Annotated in this window: 13 protein-coding genes; 8 read left to right on the plus strand and 5 right to left on the minus strand. The window is 61.7% G+C overall.

Annotated features, from left to right (window positions below; translation table 11 throughout):
* Positions 1-66: 66 nt before the first annotated feature.
* The 4 genes from FNA46_RS24635 to FNA46_RS24650 all read left to right on the plus strand — a co-directional run bounded on the left by FNA46_RS24635 (position 67) and on the right by FNA46_RS24650 (position 4,647).
* Positions 67-363 carry a hypothetical protein gene (locus FNA46_RS24635; protein ID WP_143127883.1) on the plus strand — a complete coding sequence of 99 codons (297 nt, stop codon included), beginning with the start codon at positions 67-69 and terminating at the stop codon, positions 361-363.
* A 109-nt stretch (positions 364-472) separates the two neighbouring features.
* The gene (locus tag FNA46_RS24640) at positions 473-1,711 is read left to right on the plus strand and encodes an ABC transporter substrate-binding protein (RefSeq protein ID WP_425468809.1); all 1,239 of its coding nucleotides are present in this window, start codon (positions 473-475) and stop codon (positions 1,709-1,711) included.
* Between the two features lie 65 nt (positions 1,712-1,776).
* Positions 1,777-3,621 carry a DUF2264 domain-containing protein gene (locus FNA46_RS24645; protein ID WP_143127885.1) on the plus strand — a complete coding sequence of 615 codons (1,845 nt, stop codon included), beginning with the start codon at positions 1,777-1,779 and terminating at the stop codon, positions 3,619-3,621.
* A gap of 189 nt (positions 3,622-3,810) precedes the next feature.
* The gene (locus FNA46_RS24650) at positions 3,811-4,647 is read left to right on the plus strand and encodes a hypothetical protein (RefSeq protein WP_143127886.1); all 837 of its coding nucleotides are present in this window, start codon (positions 3,811-3,813) and stop codon (positions 4,645-4,647) included.
* 90 nt (positions 4,648-4,737) lie between these two features.
* Here the strand turns inward: FNA46_RS24650 and FNA46_RS24655 are convergent, their stop codons facing one another.
* From FNA46_RS24655 to FNA46_RS24675, 5 genes are all read right to left on the minus strand, one after another.
* Positions 4,738-5,865, minus strand: a complete 1,128-nt coding sequence (locus FNA46_RS24655; RefSeq protein WP_143127887.1) for an ABC transporter ATP-binding protein — start codon at positions 5,863-5,865, stop codon at positions 4,738-4,740.
* Between the two features lie 101 nt (positions 5,866-5,966).
* A complete protein-coding gene (locus FNA46_RS24660; RefSeq protein WP_143127888.1) occupies positions 5,967-7,190 on the minus strand; it encodes an ABC transporter substrate-binding protein in 1,224 nt (407 codons plus the stop codon).
* A 34-nt stretch (positions 7,191-7,224) separates the two neighbouring features.
* Entirely contained in the window at positions 7,225-8,085 is an 861-nt protein-coding gene (locus FNA46_RS24665) for a carbohydrate ABC transporter permease (RefSeq protein ID WP_143127889.1), read from the minus strand.
* Positions 8,082-8,966: a carbohydrate ABC transporter permease gene (locus FNA46_RS24670; RefSeq protein ID WP_143127890.1), complete on the minus strand. Its 885-nt coding sequence runs from the start codon at positions 8,964-8,966 to the stop codon at positions 8,082-8,084. The genes FNA46_RS24665 and FNA46_RS24670 overlap by 4 nt, the downstream gene beginning before the upstream one ends.
* Before the next feature lie 17 nt (positions 8,967-8,983).
* A complete protein-coding gene (locus FNA46_RS24675) occupies positions 8,984-10,165 on the minus strand; it encodes a Gfo/Idh/MocA family protein (protein WP_143127891.1) in 1,182 nt (393 codons plus the stop codon).
* 484 nt (positions 10,166-10,649) lie between these two features.
* On the opposite strand from FNA46_RS24675, the gene FNA46_RS24680 reads away from it, so the two are divergent.
* Genes FNA46_RS24680 through FNA46_RS24695 form a run of 4 tightly spaced genes read left to right on the plus strand, consistent with a single transcriptional unit; the run spans position 10,650 to position 14,529 of the window.
* Positions 10,650-11,399, plus strand: a complete 750-nt coding sequence (locus tag FNA46_RS24680; RefSeq protein ID WP_143127908.1) for a GntR family transcriptional regulator — start codon at positions 10,650-10,652, stop codon at positions 11,397-11,399.
* A 27-nt stretch (positions 11,400-11,426) separates the two neighbouring features.
* A complete protein-coding gene (locus FNA46_RS24685) occupies positions 11,427-12,449 on the plus strand; it encodes an SIS domain-containing protein (RefSeq protein WP_143127892.1) in 1,023 nt (340 codons plus the stop codon).
* On the plus strand, positions 12,446-13,630 hold the full coding sequence (gene nagA / locus FNA46_RS24690) for an N-acetylglucosamine-6-phosphate deacetylase (RefSeq protein WP_143127893.1): 1,185 nt from the start codon (positions 12,446-12,448) through the stop codon (positions 13,628-13,630). The genes FNA46_RS24685 and nagA overlap by 4 nt, the downstream gene beginning before the upstream one ends.
* Positions 13,627-14,529, plus strand: coding sequence for an ROK family protein (locus tag FNA46_RS24695; RefSeq protein ID WP_143127894.1), 903 nt, complete (start codon positions 13,627-13,629; stop codon positions 14,527-14,529). The genes nagA and FNA46_RS24695 overlap by 4 nt, the downstream gene beginning before the upstream one ends.
* The last annotated feature ends 13 nt before the right edge of the window (positions 14,530-14,542 follow it).

Genomic DNA, 14,542 nt, shown 5'->3' on the forward strand with positions numbered 1-14,542 from the left:
ACCGCATAGACCAGCGCGGACCGTGCTTCCGCGCTGGTCTATGCGGTGCCGCTGACGGTGAGCCTGGTGGCGACGACCTTTTTCGCCGTTGCGAGCACGTATTTCATGATGTTCAGCGTCGCCGGGCCTATCCGGCTGGCGTCCTGCGTGCGCAAGGCAGCGCTGGCGGCGCTGCTGCGTCCGCTGCCGGTGCTGGCTGCGCTGGCGATTGTCGCCATCCTTTGGCTGGCACATGTCGCGTTCTATCCCGTCTCGGTGTTCATGCCGGCGGCGATCAATTTTTCATTCGGAATGTTCGCCATCGCGTTTGGCGCGCATGGGGCGCTGGCGTCGGGTCTCGCCGCGACCGGGGAGGATTTTTAAGGACCAGATCGTTTGCGGCGGCGCGTCAAGGCCGCCGAAAAACACGCTCAAGGGAAGGAGAGCAGACATGGATATCAAGGGGATTGGACGTTCGCTCCTGGCAGCGACGATGGGGGTCGGACTGTCAGGCATGCTTGCCGGTATGGCGCTTGCGCAATCGGCAGAGCCGGTGACGCTGAAATGGGCGCTGTGGGACTGGGATAAGGTCGCCTATTACAAGCCGCTGATCGACGCCTACAAGGCAAAGCATCCGAACGTGACCTTCGAGCATGTCGATCTCGGCTCGCAGGACTACACGCAGATGATCACGACCCAGCTGACCGGCGGATCGACGGACATCGACGTGGTGACCGTCAAGGATGTTCCGGGCTATGCCACGCTGGTGAAGGCCGGCAACATCGTCGATCTTACCGGCTACATGAGGGAGGCCAAGATCGAGACGGCGCCTTTCGGCGGGCTGATCGAGGCGCTGACCATCGACAGCAAGGTCTATTCGCTGCCGTTCCGCTCGGATTTCTGGATCCTCTATTACAACAAGGACATTTTCGACAAGGCGGGTGTGCCCTACCCCACCAACGACATGACCTGGAAGCAGTTCGACGCCACGGCGGAAAAGCTGAAGAGCGGCTTTGGCGCCAACAAGGTCTATGGCGGGCTTTTCCACACGTGGCGCTCGACCGTGCAACTGCCCGGCATTCAGGACGGCAAGCATACGCTGGTGGATGGCACCTACGACTTCCTGAAGCCATGGTATGAGCGGGCACTTGCGCTTCAAAAGAGTGGCGCGGTTCCCTCCTATGCCTCGCTGAAGACCTCGAACACGCATTACTCCGCGCTGTTCTTCAACGGCACCATCGGCATGATGCCCATGGGCACCTGGTTCATCGGCACGCAGATCGCCAAGGTGAAGAGCGGGGAATCCAAGAGCGCCAATTGGGGCATCGTGAAATATCCGCATCCGGAGGGCGTGGCTGCCGGCACGACGGCAGCGCAGGTCACCGGTCTGGCTGTCAATGCCAATTCCGCGCACAAGCAGGCGGCGCTCGATTTCATCCGCTTTGCAAGCGGTCCGGAGGGCGCGAAGATCGTCGCCGATACCGGCACGCTGCCCGCCATCCGTACCGATGACGTGACCGCCAAGATCACCAGTCTGCCGGGCTTCCCGCAGGACGCCGCCAGCAAGACCGCGCTTGAGCCGGGCAAGTCCTATCTCGAAATGGCCGTCAATCCGAACGCGGCCAAGATCGAAGTCGTGCTGAACCGCGTCCACGATGCGATCATGACCGACAACGTGCCCGTCGAGCAGGGTTTGAAGGACATGACGGATGGCGTGAAGGCCATTCGCTAATCGACACGCGTGCCGGCCGCACGCCGTGCGGCCGGCTTCCTCCTGCTTCTTTTCCGAGTGTCCGCATGTACGATCCCGCCCGCGCCAATCCGCTTCATGGCAATCCACTTCTGACCCGCAGCGATGTGCAGAAGGCGCTGCTGGATCTCTTTCAGCCGCTTTTGCCCTATTTTTCCGAGGGCGGTGCTCGGGTCAGACTGTCAGCGACCGGGGCGATCTTCGACCATGCTGCCGCCGATCTCGAAGGCTTCGCACGGCCGCTCTGGGGCATCGTCCCCTTTGCCGCCGGTGGCGGCACGTTTCCACACTGGCCGCTCTATCGCAAAGGGCTGGCGAACGGCACCAATCCGGCGCATCCGGACTATTGGGGCGACGTTGCCGATCGAAACCAGCGCCTTGTGGAACTGGCGGCCATCGGCTTTGCGCTCGCCATGGTGCCGCAGCATCTCTGGGAACCGCTGACGGCGGAGGAGAAGCAGGGCGTCGCAGCCTATCTTCTGGCGGCCCGCGAGCGCGACTACGTCGACAACAACTGGAAATTCTTCCGCGTGCTGGTCGATCTCGGGTTGCAGCGCGTCGGCATTGCCTTTGACCGCAAGAAGACCGTTGCCTATCTCGATGAACTGGAAGCCTTCGATATTGGTGAAGGCTGGTATCGTGACGGACCTGTGAAGCGCGTTGACCACTATATCCCCTTCGCGATGCATTTTTACGGCCTGATCTATGCGGTGCTCGCCAAGGATGATGCCGAGCGCTGCGCCCGCATTCGCGCACGCGCCGAACGGTTCGCGCCGGATATCCGCCACTGGTACGGACCGGATGGCGCTGCCCTTCCCTTCGGCCGCAGCCAGACCTATCGCTTTGCCGCCGGCGGCTTCTGGGCCGCACTCGCCTTCGCCGATCTGGAGGCCCTGCCCTGGGGCGAGATCAAGGGCTATTACCTGCGCCATCTGCGCTACTGGTCGCGCCTGCCGATTGCCGACCGCGATGGCGTTCTGTCGATCGGTTATGGCTATCCGAACCTGCTGATGAGCGAGAGCTACAATTCCGCCGGCTCTCCCTATTGGGCGCTGAAGGTCTTCCTGGCTCTGGCGCTGCCGGAAGAGCATCCCTTCTGGCAGGCGCAGGAGCGTGCCGCACCGACGTTTCCGGAGCCTGTGCCGCTTGCAAAACCCGGAATGGTGGCGATGCACACGCCCGGCAATGTGGTGGTCCTGTCTTCCGGTCAGGAGCACGACAAGATGCGCGGGTCCAACGAGAAATATGCCAAGTTCGTCTATTCCACGCGATACGGCTTCAACATCGAGGCCAATGACCGCCATTTCGACGCCGCAAGCTTCGACGGCATGCTGGGCCTGTCGGATGACGGCGTGCATTTCCGCATGCGGGAAACGCTGGACGAGGCGCTGATCGCCGATGACATGCTCTATTCGCGCTGGAAGCCGTGGCGGGATGTGGTGGTGGAAACCTGGCTTCTGCCGCAGAACCCCTGGCATCTGCGCATCCACCGGATCGACACGCCTCGCGAACTGCTGACCATTGAGGGCGGCTTTGCCATTCCGCGCGCCGATTTCGGCCGCGACCGTAGCGAGGAGGAGAGCGGCCGCGCCGTCTGGTTCGGGCAGGAGGATGTCAGCGCCATCCTCGATCTCGGCGAGTGGCAACGCCTCGGGCGCGCGCATGTGCCGATTGCCAATACCAATCTCATCGTCGCAAAGACGAACCTGCCGCAGTTGCGTGGAGCGATCCCGCCCGGTCGCAGCGTGCTGGTGACCGCCGCCTTTGCGCTGCCTTCGGGGGATGCCGCGGACCGCGCTCTTGCGAACCCGCCCTCACCTCCCGATCTGTCGGCCCTGGAACGACTGTTTGACGAACGCGGCGAGCGGGTGGCGGCGTTTGATCTAACGTGACCCGCCAGCGCATCTGGCCTTCTTCGAGATTCAGCGATGCCAATCGCAAGGTATATTTCACAGTCATTCGCCGGGGATGGCTGATAAATATATTAAAGTTTCCCTAGGATATCGGATGCCAGATTTCAGCAATATAATGATTGACGTTCATCAATAATAAAGAATAAAATCTATTGGCGCATTTTCATCATGATCGCTGGGGGCGAGATTTTTATGGTGGAATTTCATAGTGTCTCTACAGCGCATGATGCTTCTTTGATCGATAAACTCATTCTCGATCTTGAGAGGATGTTGCGCTTTGCAACCATCACCAAGTCGATCGAAGTGCCGGCGGATGTGGTGAAGGAGGCCACCGAAGCCTTGTCCAAGGCGCGCGCCCTTGAAGGTCCCGGATGCGCCGACGCCGGTGCAGTGCAAATCGGTTTGCTTCAGGCGATCGACAAGCTCTCTCCGCGGATCTATCCGGCAACGTCGCTTTCCCTGGAAATTGCGGAGGCGATGGATTGCGTGGAAGGACGCGTGGATCTATCCGAACGCCAAAAGGCCCTGCGCAAGGATGTTCGGTCATTGATCAGTATCTGGATGGGACTGACCGCAACGGCGATGATTTTGACTCTCTCATCGGGCTTGCTTGAAAATTACTTAAGCCAGCTGGCAAACACGGCCGCTAAGTTGACGGGGTTGACCCATCTTTGGGCCGGCATGCTGGGTGCCTGCTGCTATATTTTGCGAAGCCTTTTCAGCCGTCTTGCTGCGCAAACGCTGGTGCCAAGAGAACGTGAGACATATTATCTGCGCATGCTGTTGGGTATGACTCTGGCCATCATCATGCCGCAGGTATTTGGTGTCGACAGCGCCGGTACATCGCTTTTTGCCTCGGCAGGCAACGCGAAGTTCCCCGCTGGGTTTGTCATTGCGTTTCTGTCCGGCTATGCTGTCGAACCGATGTTCACGGCGTTAGATACGATCGTTGCGACCCTCCGGGACGCCGTGGCGCGGCCCTCCGTTGCAGCCGGTTCAAAATGACGCTTATTTAGAGAAAGTCAGCGCCCGGACCTTTACGGGACCGGGCCGCCGTTTCTGCCGATCTGCCTGCAAGAAGGCCGGATGCTGCTGTCACTCCGCCGCCGTCACCTCCGGCAGTTCCAGTTTCCGCCAGTCGATGTGCCGCTCGAGCGCGATGCCGTCGGCGTCGAACAGATGGCAATCGGCAGCGCGGATGCCGGTCTTCATCGTTTCGTTGACGCGGACGGGAGCAGAACCCGGCAGCAGTGCGCAATAGGGCTCGCCGCCGGGAAGGCTGGCATAGGCGACCGTGTTGACGCCGAGGCGTTCGATCACCGAGGGAATGACGTCGATCAACAGGTCGCCATGGCCGAGATGCGTGTGTTCCGGGCGAATGCCGAGCGTCAGCGTCTTGCCGACGAGGTTGTCGCGCGGCGCGACCGGGATCAGCACCCGCTGGCCCTGGCAGAGCACGGTGACGCCCTCCGGTCCGGCGGCTTCACAGGTGACGGGCACGAAGTTCATTTTCGGGTTGCCGATGAAGCCGGCGACGAACAGGTTCTGCGGCTTGTGATAGAGTTCCAGCGGCGCGCCGACCTGGGCGATGCTGCCGGCATTCAGCACGACGATGCGGTCGGCCATGGTCATGGCCTCCACCTGGTCGTGGGTGACGTAGATCATCGTCGCCTTGAGGTCCTGGTGCAGCTTGGACAGTTCGATGCGCATGTCGGATCGCAACGCCGCGTCGAGGTTCGACAGCGGCTCGTCGAACAGGAAGATTTTCGGTTCGCGCACGATGGCTCGGCCGATCGCGACACGCTGGCGCTGACCGCCGGAGAGCATGCCGGGCTTCTGCTGCAGCCGCTTGTCAAGCTGCAGGATACGGGCCACGCCCTCCACCTTTTCGCGGATCTTGTCTTCGGCAAGGCGCTCGACGCGCAGCGGAAAGGCGATGTTCTCGAACACCGTCATGTGCGGATAGAGCGCATAGGACTGGAAGACCATGGCAATGCCGCGCTCGACCGGCTGCTTGTCGTTGACGCGCGCGCCATCGATGATGATGTCGCCGGTGCTGACGGAATCAAGGCCGGCGATCATGCGCAGCAGCGTCGACTTCCCGCAACCGGACGGGCCGACGAAAACGACGAACTCGCCGTCCTTCACCTCCAGGCGGATGCTTTTCAGCACCTCGAAGTCCCCGTAGAACTTCTGCACGTTGTTCAGAAAAAGCTGTCCCAAGGTCAAAGTCTCCGTTCGCCGGAACGAGCGGCCGCGCGGCGCATCACGAAATGAGGGAGGGGATCGCATGTCTGCCATGCGATCCCCGACGATCGTCTGGCTTACTTGTACTGTTCCAGATCGGCAGCCGCCTTCTTCAGCGCGGCTTCCGGCTCGGCCTGGCCGGTCACGACGGACTGGACCATGGCGATGATCACGTTCTGGAAGCCCTTGTAGTCGGTGAAGAGCGGCTCCGGACCACCATAGGTGATGCCGTCGATCAGCGGCTTCCAGTAGGGATCCTTGGCGACGAAGGCATCCACCTGCGGCGAGGGACGCAGCGGGGTGAGGCCGGCGTCGCCCTGCAGTTCGTATTCACCCTGCGGACCGGGCGAGGTGATGAACTTGGCGAATTCGATCGCCTTGTCCTCGACGCCGGAGCCCTTGAACACGGCAAGGCTGTCGGTGATGAGGAGCGTGCCCTGCCCCTTGGCCGAGGGGCCGAGCGGCAGCGGTGCAATGCCCCAGTTGATGCTGGTCTTCTTCAGACGAGAGGCGGCACCCGAGCCGGCCTGGATCATCGCCACCTTGCCATCGAGGAAGATGGCGCGGATTTCGTTCTGCTCGTAGGCGGTGGCGCCTTCGACGGAATAGGGCGTGATGTCCTTATAGGCCTTCAGCGCAGCCAGAACTTCCGGGCTGTTGGCGACGACCTTGTCGCCGTCGATGATCTTGCCGTTGTTGGTGTACACCCAGTGCATGAACTGGTGCATGGTGTTGTCGAAGGTCTTGGCGGGCAGGCCGTAGCCGGCGACGCCGGTCTTTTCCTTGACCTGCTTGGCGAAGGCGATTTCCTCAGCCCAGGTCTTCGGCGGGGTTTCCGGGTCGAGGCCGGCCTGCTTGAAGAGATCCTTGTTCCAGTAGAGAGCCTTGGTGGAGAAGGCGATCGGAACGCCCCATTGGGTGCCGTTGAAGGTGACGGTGTCGACGATGTTCGGATAGTAGGTCTTCTTTTCGGCATCCGTCATCGGCACCGGAACGATGAGGTCGTTCTGGGCAAATTCCTTCAGCGTGCGTGAACCGACATAGGCCATGGCGACCGGCGTGCCGGCGGCAGCGAGCGTGGTGGCCTTGTCCTGGCACTGGGCCCAGCCGACGACTTCCGGCGCGACCTTCCAGCCCGGGTTCTTGCCTTCCCATTCCTTGATGTATTTTTCGTGGATCGGATCGATCTTGTCGCCGCAATAGATCCAGGAGATCTGCTTGTCGGCGGCCTGTGCGGAGAACGCGCCCAGCATGGTGCTGCTGGCGAGTGCTACGGCCAAAATCCCAGTTCTGATGGTCATTGTCACGTTCATGCTCCCATTCTCTGTGGTTGTCTTATTGTTTCACCGCACCAGCGGTGAGCCCGCTGACGAGATAGCGTTGCAGGAAGAAGATCACGATCATGGCGGGCGCGATGCCGACGAAGCTCGCGGCCATGAGTTCGTTCCAGATCACCTCCTGGCGGCCGAAATAGGCAAACAGCCCGACCGGCAAAGGCATGTATTCCGTCTTCGCATTGAAGGTCAGCGCGAAGATGAACTGCTGGGCATAGGACCCGATGAAAGTGGTAATGGCGACCACCGTGATGCCCGGCATGGCAATCGGCAGGATCACCCGGCGCAGCGTGTAGAAGTGGCTGGCGCCATCCACATAGGCTGCCTCGTCCAGTTCCTTCGGAATGCGCATGATATAGGTGCGCAGCAGCCAGATCGCGGAGGGAATGAGGAAGGCGACGCCCGGCACGATCATGGCGAAATAGGTGTTCAGCACGCCGAGCGTGCGCATCAGCCGGAACAGCGGGATCAGCAGCACGGCGCCTGAAAACATGTTGACAGCCAGGAAGGCACCGAGCAGCGGGCCGCGGCCCTTGAATTCGAAGCGGGCGAAGGCATAGGCCGCCGGCACCACCATGATCAGCACCACCGTCGTGACGATGCCGGAGATGAAGAAGGAGTTGAAGATGTAGCGGCCAAAGCCCGGCACGCTGTCCCACATGGTGCGGTAGGCGGCAAAGGAGCCGTTTTCCGGGATGAAGCGGTAGGGCGAAGAGAACAGCTGGCTGAGCGGCTTCAGCGATACCAGGAACCCTTCCACAAAGGGTGCCAGCACGAAGCTGAGGAAGACGAAGATGCCGCAATAGATGCCGAGGATTTCATACCACTTGTAGCGGTGAATCAGCTGCGCGGGCTCTTTCATTGCTTGTCTCCCGTGGCGAGGCGGCTGGTGACGCGGAAATAGCAGAGGCAGAAGATCGACAGGAAAATGCAGATCAGCACGGCACGCGCGGCGCCCTCTCCATACTTTTTCGACCCGATCGCGGTGCGGTAGGTGTCGATGATCATGGTGGTCGTCTCGCCGTTTGGCCCACCCTGCGTCAGGATCCAGATGATGTCGAAGGAATTGAAGGTGGAGATCAGCGACAGCATCGACATGGTGATCATGGCCGGCACCAGCAGCGGCAGCGTGATGCGGCGGAAGCGGTAGAAGCGCCCTGCCCCGTCCGTCCAGGCTGCTTCGTAGAGATCCTGCGGGATCGCCTGCATGGCAGCCAGCATGTAGAGCGTCACCATCGGCACGCCGATCCATACGTCAGTGATGACCGTTGCCCAGAAGGCAGTCTCGCCATAGGCCAAGAAGGCAATCGGACTGTCGGTGAGACCGAAGCGCTGGAGAAGGCCGGAAATCATGCCGAACTGGCCATTGTACATCCAGCCCCACATGAAGATGCCGATGGCCATCGGCACGATCCATGGCGGCATGGTCAGCACCCGGAACAGGGCCCGGCCCGGCACCGCAGAGTTCAGCATGGCGGCACCGAAGGTGCCGATCATCATCTTGATCGAGACGGAGAAGAAGGTCCACACGAAGGTGCGGGTGATGACTTCGGCAAAGGTGGCGTTGAAGATCTTGTTGTAATTGTCCCAGCCGACCCAGTTGGTGGTCTTGCGCAGCGATGCGTCGGTGAACGACAGGATGAAGGTTTCCACCAGCGGATAGGCCACGATGGCGCAGACATAGAGAAGCGCCGGCGTCAGCAGGATCCAGGCAAAGATGACGGCGCTGCGTCTGGCATGCATGGGAGCGGCCCTCTTGATCAGGCGGACTTGGCATGCGGTGCGGCGGCACCACCATGCAGGCAGGCATCAAAATGCGCCCAGACCGGCGCGAGATCCACCACCTTGCGGCTCTGGCGTGCCTCGTCCATCGCAAGCGCCAGAATGCCGGCCTCGATGGCATCGAGGGCCGAGACCGGCAGTGCGGCGCCCGTCTGCATGTGGGCCAGCACATCAGCGGCCATCTGTTCGTCGGCGCCGTAATGCTGGGATTTGGTCGAGGGCGCCTGATAGCGGTTGCCGATCCGCTTTTCGCGGGTATGGGCATCATGCACGTCGAGATAGCCGCGCACGAAATCGCCTTCCGCCATGCCCTTGGCGCCGATCACGCAGAAGCGGCGGAATTCGTCGGGAACGTTGAGGTTGGTGTGGAAGGTCATCGATGCGCCGCCCTCGTATTCCACGATGGCGGTCTGGTAGTCGATGATATCGCCATCGCTGTCGAACACCTTGTCGGCACCCAGCCAGCCGCTCGGTTTGCGGTGGTAGACTTCGAGATCGTTGACACCCGCCTGTTCCGGCGCATTTTCCGGCACGAAACTCTTGCGGCCGCCGAAGCTCGCCACGAAACGCGGACGCTGTCCCACCACGCCATTGTAGAGATCGAGGTCGTGGCAGCATTTTTCCAGCATGAAGCCGCCGGTATAGGAGGCGTAGCGGCGCCAGTCGCGCATGAAGAAGGCGCCGTGATAGGGCGCGATATGCTCCGAGGCCTCGATCGACACGACATCTCCGAGGAGGCCACGGGCCTGAGCCTCACGCAGGTCCCGGTAAAGCGGCGAATAGCGCAGAACGAGGCCGACCAGCAGGCGGTCATGACCATGCGTGTTGAGCAGGCTGGCCAGCGCGTGGCTTTCCTCGATCGAGATGACGATCGGCTTTTCGGTGAAGACCTTGAGGCCAGCCTCGAGGCCGATGCGGATATGCTCGAGATGCAGGTGGTTGGGGGAGCCGATCATCAGCAGGTCGAACTTTTCCGACGCGATCAACTCTTCCGGCGTGTCATAGGCCTTGCCTGCGGAAATGCCGGCTTCGGTCAGTCGAGCCATTCCGGCCGGCGCCGGATCGACATAGCCGACAATCTCGAAATCCGGATCGATATCCTTGAAGACAACGCCGAGATAGCCGAGACGGAATCCGAGTCCGATGATGGCGACCTTCATGACAGCATGTTCCCTGTTTTCGTAATTATTTTTCTTAGACTGTGGCATGGGTCCGCTTTCGTCAACCGAAAATCGACAAAATCCAAAATCCATGAAATTCATTTTCATGGTCGGGCGCATGTCGACGTTTCGGACCCATCCAGCCGGTTTGTGGGAGACGGGTCTTTGCGAGAGCGGAAGCCATGCCGTGGCCTCTGGGCTGAAATAATACCAAAAAAATGCCAATCGTCTACCGGACTCATCCAATTTTCCGAGTAACGCTTGAGTTTTGCAGCTAAATGGCGGTTTTGACAGGTAAATTTGCTTGTCCAGTGCCCTCGAGTTTCATGAAAATGAAACCATTTGCGGATTTGGCACTTCATTGGTATTGTCGCGCTTCAACCAAGAACGGAACAAGGCCCGGCAGGGCGCGTGGAGAGGAAGGCGAAAGGGATGGAGCAGCAGCGGTTCTCGACGTCTTTCCGAAAGGATCGCCCGCATGGCCATGGATGATGCCCTTCCTCTGGCCGACCTGCAAAATGCGCGGGGCGGCCCTCTCTACCTGAAGCTCAAGAACATGATCGAGCATGCCGTCGTCTCGGGACGGCTGAAGCATGGAGACGCCCTGCCGGCTGAGCGCGACATTGCCGATGCGGCCGCAATTTCCCGTGTCACGGTTCGCAAGGCGATTGATGATCTTGTGGATCAGGGACTGCTGGTGCGCCGGCGCGGGTCCGGCACGTTTGTTGTCAAGCCTGTTCCACGCATGCAGCAGACGCTGAACCGGCTCACCTCCTTCTCCGAGGATATGCGCCGCCGCGGCATGGTGCCGGGATCGCGCTGGCTGGATCGCGGCCTGTTTCATCCGACGCCAGAGGAGACGATGACGCTCGGGCTTGCCGGCAATGCGCGCGTCGCGCGGCTGACGCGTCTGCGCACCGCCAATGATATGCCGATCGCGTTGGAGCGCACCAGCCTGCCGGATGACATCCTGCCCGATCCCGATGGGATCGAGAACTCGCTCTACCAGGCGCTCTCCCAGCGCAGTATCCGGCCGATGCGCGCCAACCAGCGCATCTGCGCGGTGCTGCTGAAGGACGAGGAAACGGAACTGCTTGGTGTGCCGCTCGGCTCCGCAGCGCTTTCGGTGCAGCGCATCGCCTATCTCGATACGGGCCGCGTGATGGAAGTGTCCACTGCACTTTATCGCAGCGATGCCTATGACCTCGTGGCCGAACTGACCATCGGCTCCTGATTTTTTCTTTTCCGAAAGGCTTTTTCCATGTCGTCCATCATGCGTCAGGAGATCGACCAGATCCCCGCCGTCGCCGCTTCGCTGTTGTCTTCGTCTGCAGATGCGATCCGGGAGGCTGCGGCTGCGTTGAGGGCACACGATCCGGCCGTGGTGGTGACGATCGCGCGCGGCTCGTCAGACCATGCGGCGCATTTTCTGAAATATGCGATTGAACTGGAACTCGGCATACCTGTTGCCTCGATCGGGCCGTCGCTCAGTTCCATCTATGGGGTGCCGCTGAAACTGGAGCGCGCCGCGGCGTTCGCCGTCTCGCAATCCGGAGCGAGCCCCGATATCGTGTCCCTGGCAGAAAGTGCCGGCAAGGGTGGGGCTCTCAGCGTGGCGCTCGTCAACACCGTTCCCTCGCCGCTCGCCAGGGCGGCATCCATCGCACTCGACATCAAGGCCGGACCGGAGATCGCCGTCGCCGCGACAAAATCCTTCGTCAATTCCATCGTCGCCGGTCTGGCGATCATTGGTGAATGGAAGCAGGATAATGCCTTGTGTGCTGCCGTCGCCGATCTTCCCCGCCGTTTCGAAGATGCTCTCGCACTTGATTGGAGCATGCTGGTCGAGGGCCTCACGGCGGCCGATTCTCTCTATATGCTCGGCCGTGGTCCATCCCTGGCGATCGCCTCCGAAGCCGCCCTGAAATGCAAGGAGACCTGCGAACTGCATGCCGAAGCCTATTCGTCGGCGGAAGTGCTGCACGGGCCGGTTTCGCTGGTTGCCGATGCCTTTCCCGTCATCGCCTTTGCCGCGCGGGACAAGGCGGAGGCATCGATCGCCGAAACCGCCTCCAGGCTCGTGGCAAAGAACGCAGCGATCTATCTCACCTCCGCCAACGGCCGCGGACCGACGGCGCTTCCCTTCATCGCGACGGGGCATCCCCTGACTGACGCGCTGTGCCTGATCATTCCCTATTACGGCATGGTGGAGGCACTTTCGCGCCGCCGCGGCTTCAATCCGGACAAGCCTGCCTCCCTGCAGAAGGTGACCGAGACCCGATGAGCACTGGCTTCATTCTTTTCGGCGGGCTTATCTTTGATGGCGCGCGCTTCCACGATGACCGGGTCCTTGTCGTATCAGACGGGAGCATCGTCGAGGTTTCTGCGGCCGATGGAGCCCTGCCCGACCTGCCGCGACAGGATGCCGGCGGCGCGCTGGTCGTTCCCGGCTTCATTGATCTGCAGGTCAATGGTGGTGGCGGTGTTCTGCTGAACAACGATCCGAGCGTTGAAGGCATTGCCACGATCCTCGCGGCCCATGCCCGCTTTGGTACGACGGCGCTTCTGCCGACGTTGATCACCGATCGTCCTGACGTGCGCGACAAGGCGCTTGCGGCCGGACGTCTGGCACAGGAGCGTCACCTGCCAGGCTTCCTCGGCCTGCATCTGGAGGGGCCTCATCTGTCGCTGGCGCGCAAGGGCACGCATGATCCGGCCCTCATTCGTCCGATGACCTCGGAGGATCTTGCGGTTCTTTGCGCGGCATGCGGCACCTTCGGTCAGGCCCTCATCACCATTGCGCCGGAAAACGTCACGCCGGATCAGGTCCGCGCGCTGCGGTCCGCCGGTTATGTCGTGAGCCTCGGCCATACCGATGTGGGCGCTACCACCGTCGCCACCTATGTCGAGGCGGGCGCGTCGATGGTCACGCACCTCTTCAATGCGATGAGCCCGCTTGGCAATCGGGAGCCCGGCGTGGTCGGGGCCGCACTTGCGTCCGGCGCGCTGTCCTGCGGCCTGATCGCCGATGGTTTCCACGTCGATCCGATCAGCATGGGCATTGCGCTGCGTGCAAAACAGGGGCCGGGCCGGATCTTCCTGGTGACCGACGCCATGTCGACCATCGGCACCGATGAGCCCGGTTTCGAGTTGAACGGCCGGCAGGTCTACCGCCGTGACGGGCGACTGACGCTGGCCGACGGAACGCTGGCCGGCGCGGATATCGACATGCTCTCCTGCGTCCGCTTTGCCCATGGGCGTCTCGGCCTCTCGCTTGCTGAGTCGCTGAACATGGCTTCGCTTTATCCCGCCGAAGCCATGGGTCTTCAGGATCGCGGTCGGCTGGCTGCCGGATGTGCAGCCGATTTCCTGCTGCTGGATCCATCGCTTGCCTTGCGTTCCACCTGGATCGGCGGAGCACCGGTCTATGATGCCGCGGACGGTGAAGAGGGAGCAAGGACATGATCGTCTGCTTCGATATCGGCGGCACTGCGATCAAGGGGGCGCTCGCCTACAGCGCAGAGGATATTCGTCCCGTCCCGAGGCAGCCGACCCCGCTGCATGATTTCGAAGCCTTCGTCGCAGTCATGCGCGCTGTGATCGAAACGGCCGGGGAACGGCCGGACTGCGTGGCGCTTTCGATTGCCGGCATCATCGATCCCGATACTGCGCTCGCGGTTGTTGCCAACGTGCCCTGCATTCACGGCCGGCCGCTGAAGGCAGATCTGGAAGCGGCGCTCGGCCTGCCGGTTTTGATTGCCAATGATGCGGATTGTTTCGTGCTCGCCGAAGCCGGCATCGGCGCCGGTCGCGGACATCGCGTTGTGTTCGGTGTCATTCTCGGGACCGGTGTCGGTGGGGGACTGGTGATCGACGGGCGGCTGATCAACAGCGATGGCGGTTTTGCCGGAGAATGGGGCCATGGGCCGGTTGCAGCCACCGAGGCCGGCCATCCGCCCGCGCGTCTGCCGCGCTTCCAGTGCGGCTGCGGCCTTGCCGGCTGCATCGATGCCATCTGCAGCGCGCGCGGCCTGGAGAAACTGCATCAGCATCTGCATGACGAGACGCTGACCAGCGAGGAGATCATCAAGGCGTGGTCCGAGCAGGATCCTCTCGCCGCACGCACCATTGATGTCTATGTCGATGTGCTGGCCGGGCCGCTGGCGCTGGTCGCCAATGTCACGGGTGCGACGATCATGCCGGTGGGTGGCGGTCTTTCCAACGTGCCGGCCCTTCTGGCCGAGATCGACCGGGCGGTCCGCGCCCGCATCCTGCGGAAGTTCAACCGCCCGCTGATCGTCAGGGCCGAATGCCGGATCGAGCCGGGCCTGATCGGCGCCGCGCTGCTCGGGCTCAAGGGGTGAGCCCGAGCCCGTC

It is taken from the genome of Affinirhizobium straminoryzae, assembly GCF_007004135.1.
Lineage (GTDB): Bacteria > Pseudomonadota > Alphaproteobacteria > Rhizobiales > Rhizobiaceae > Neorhizobium > Neorhizobium straminoryzae.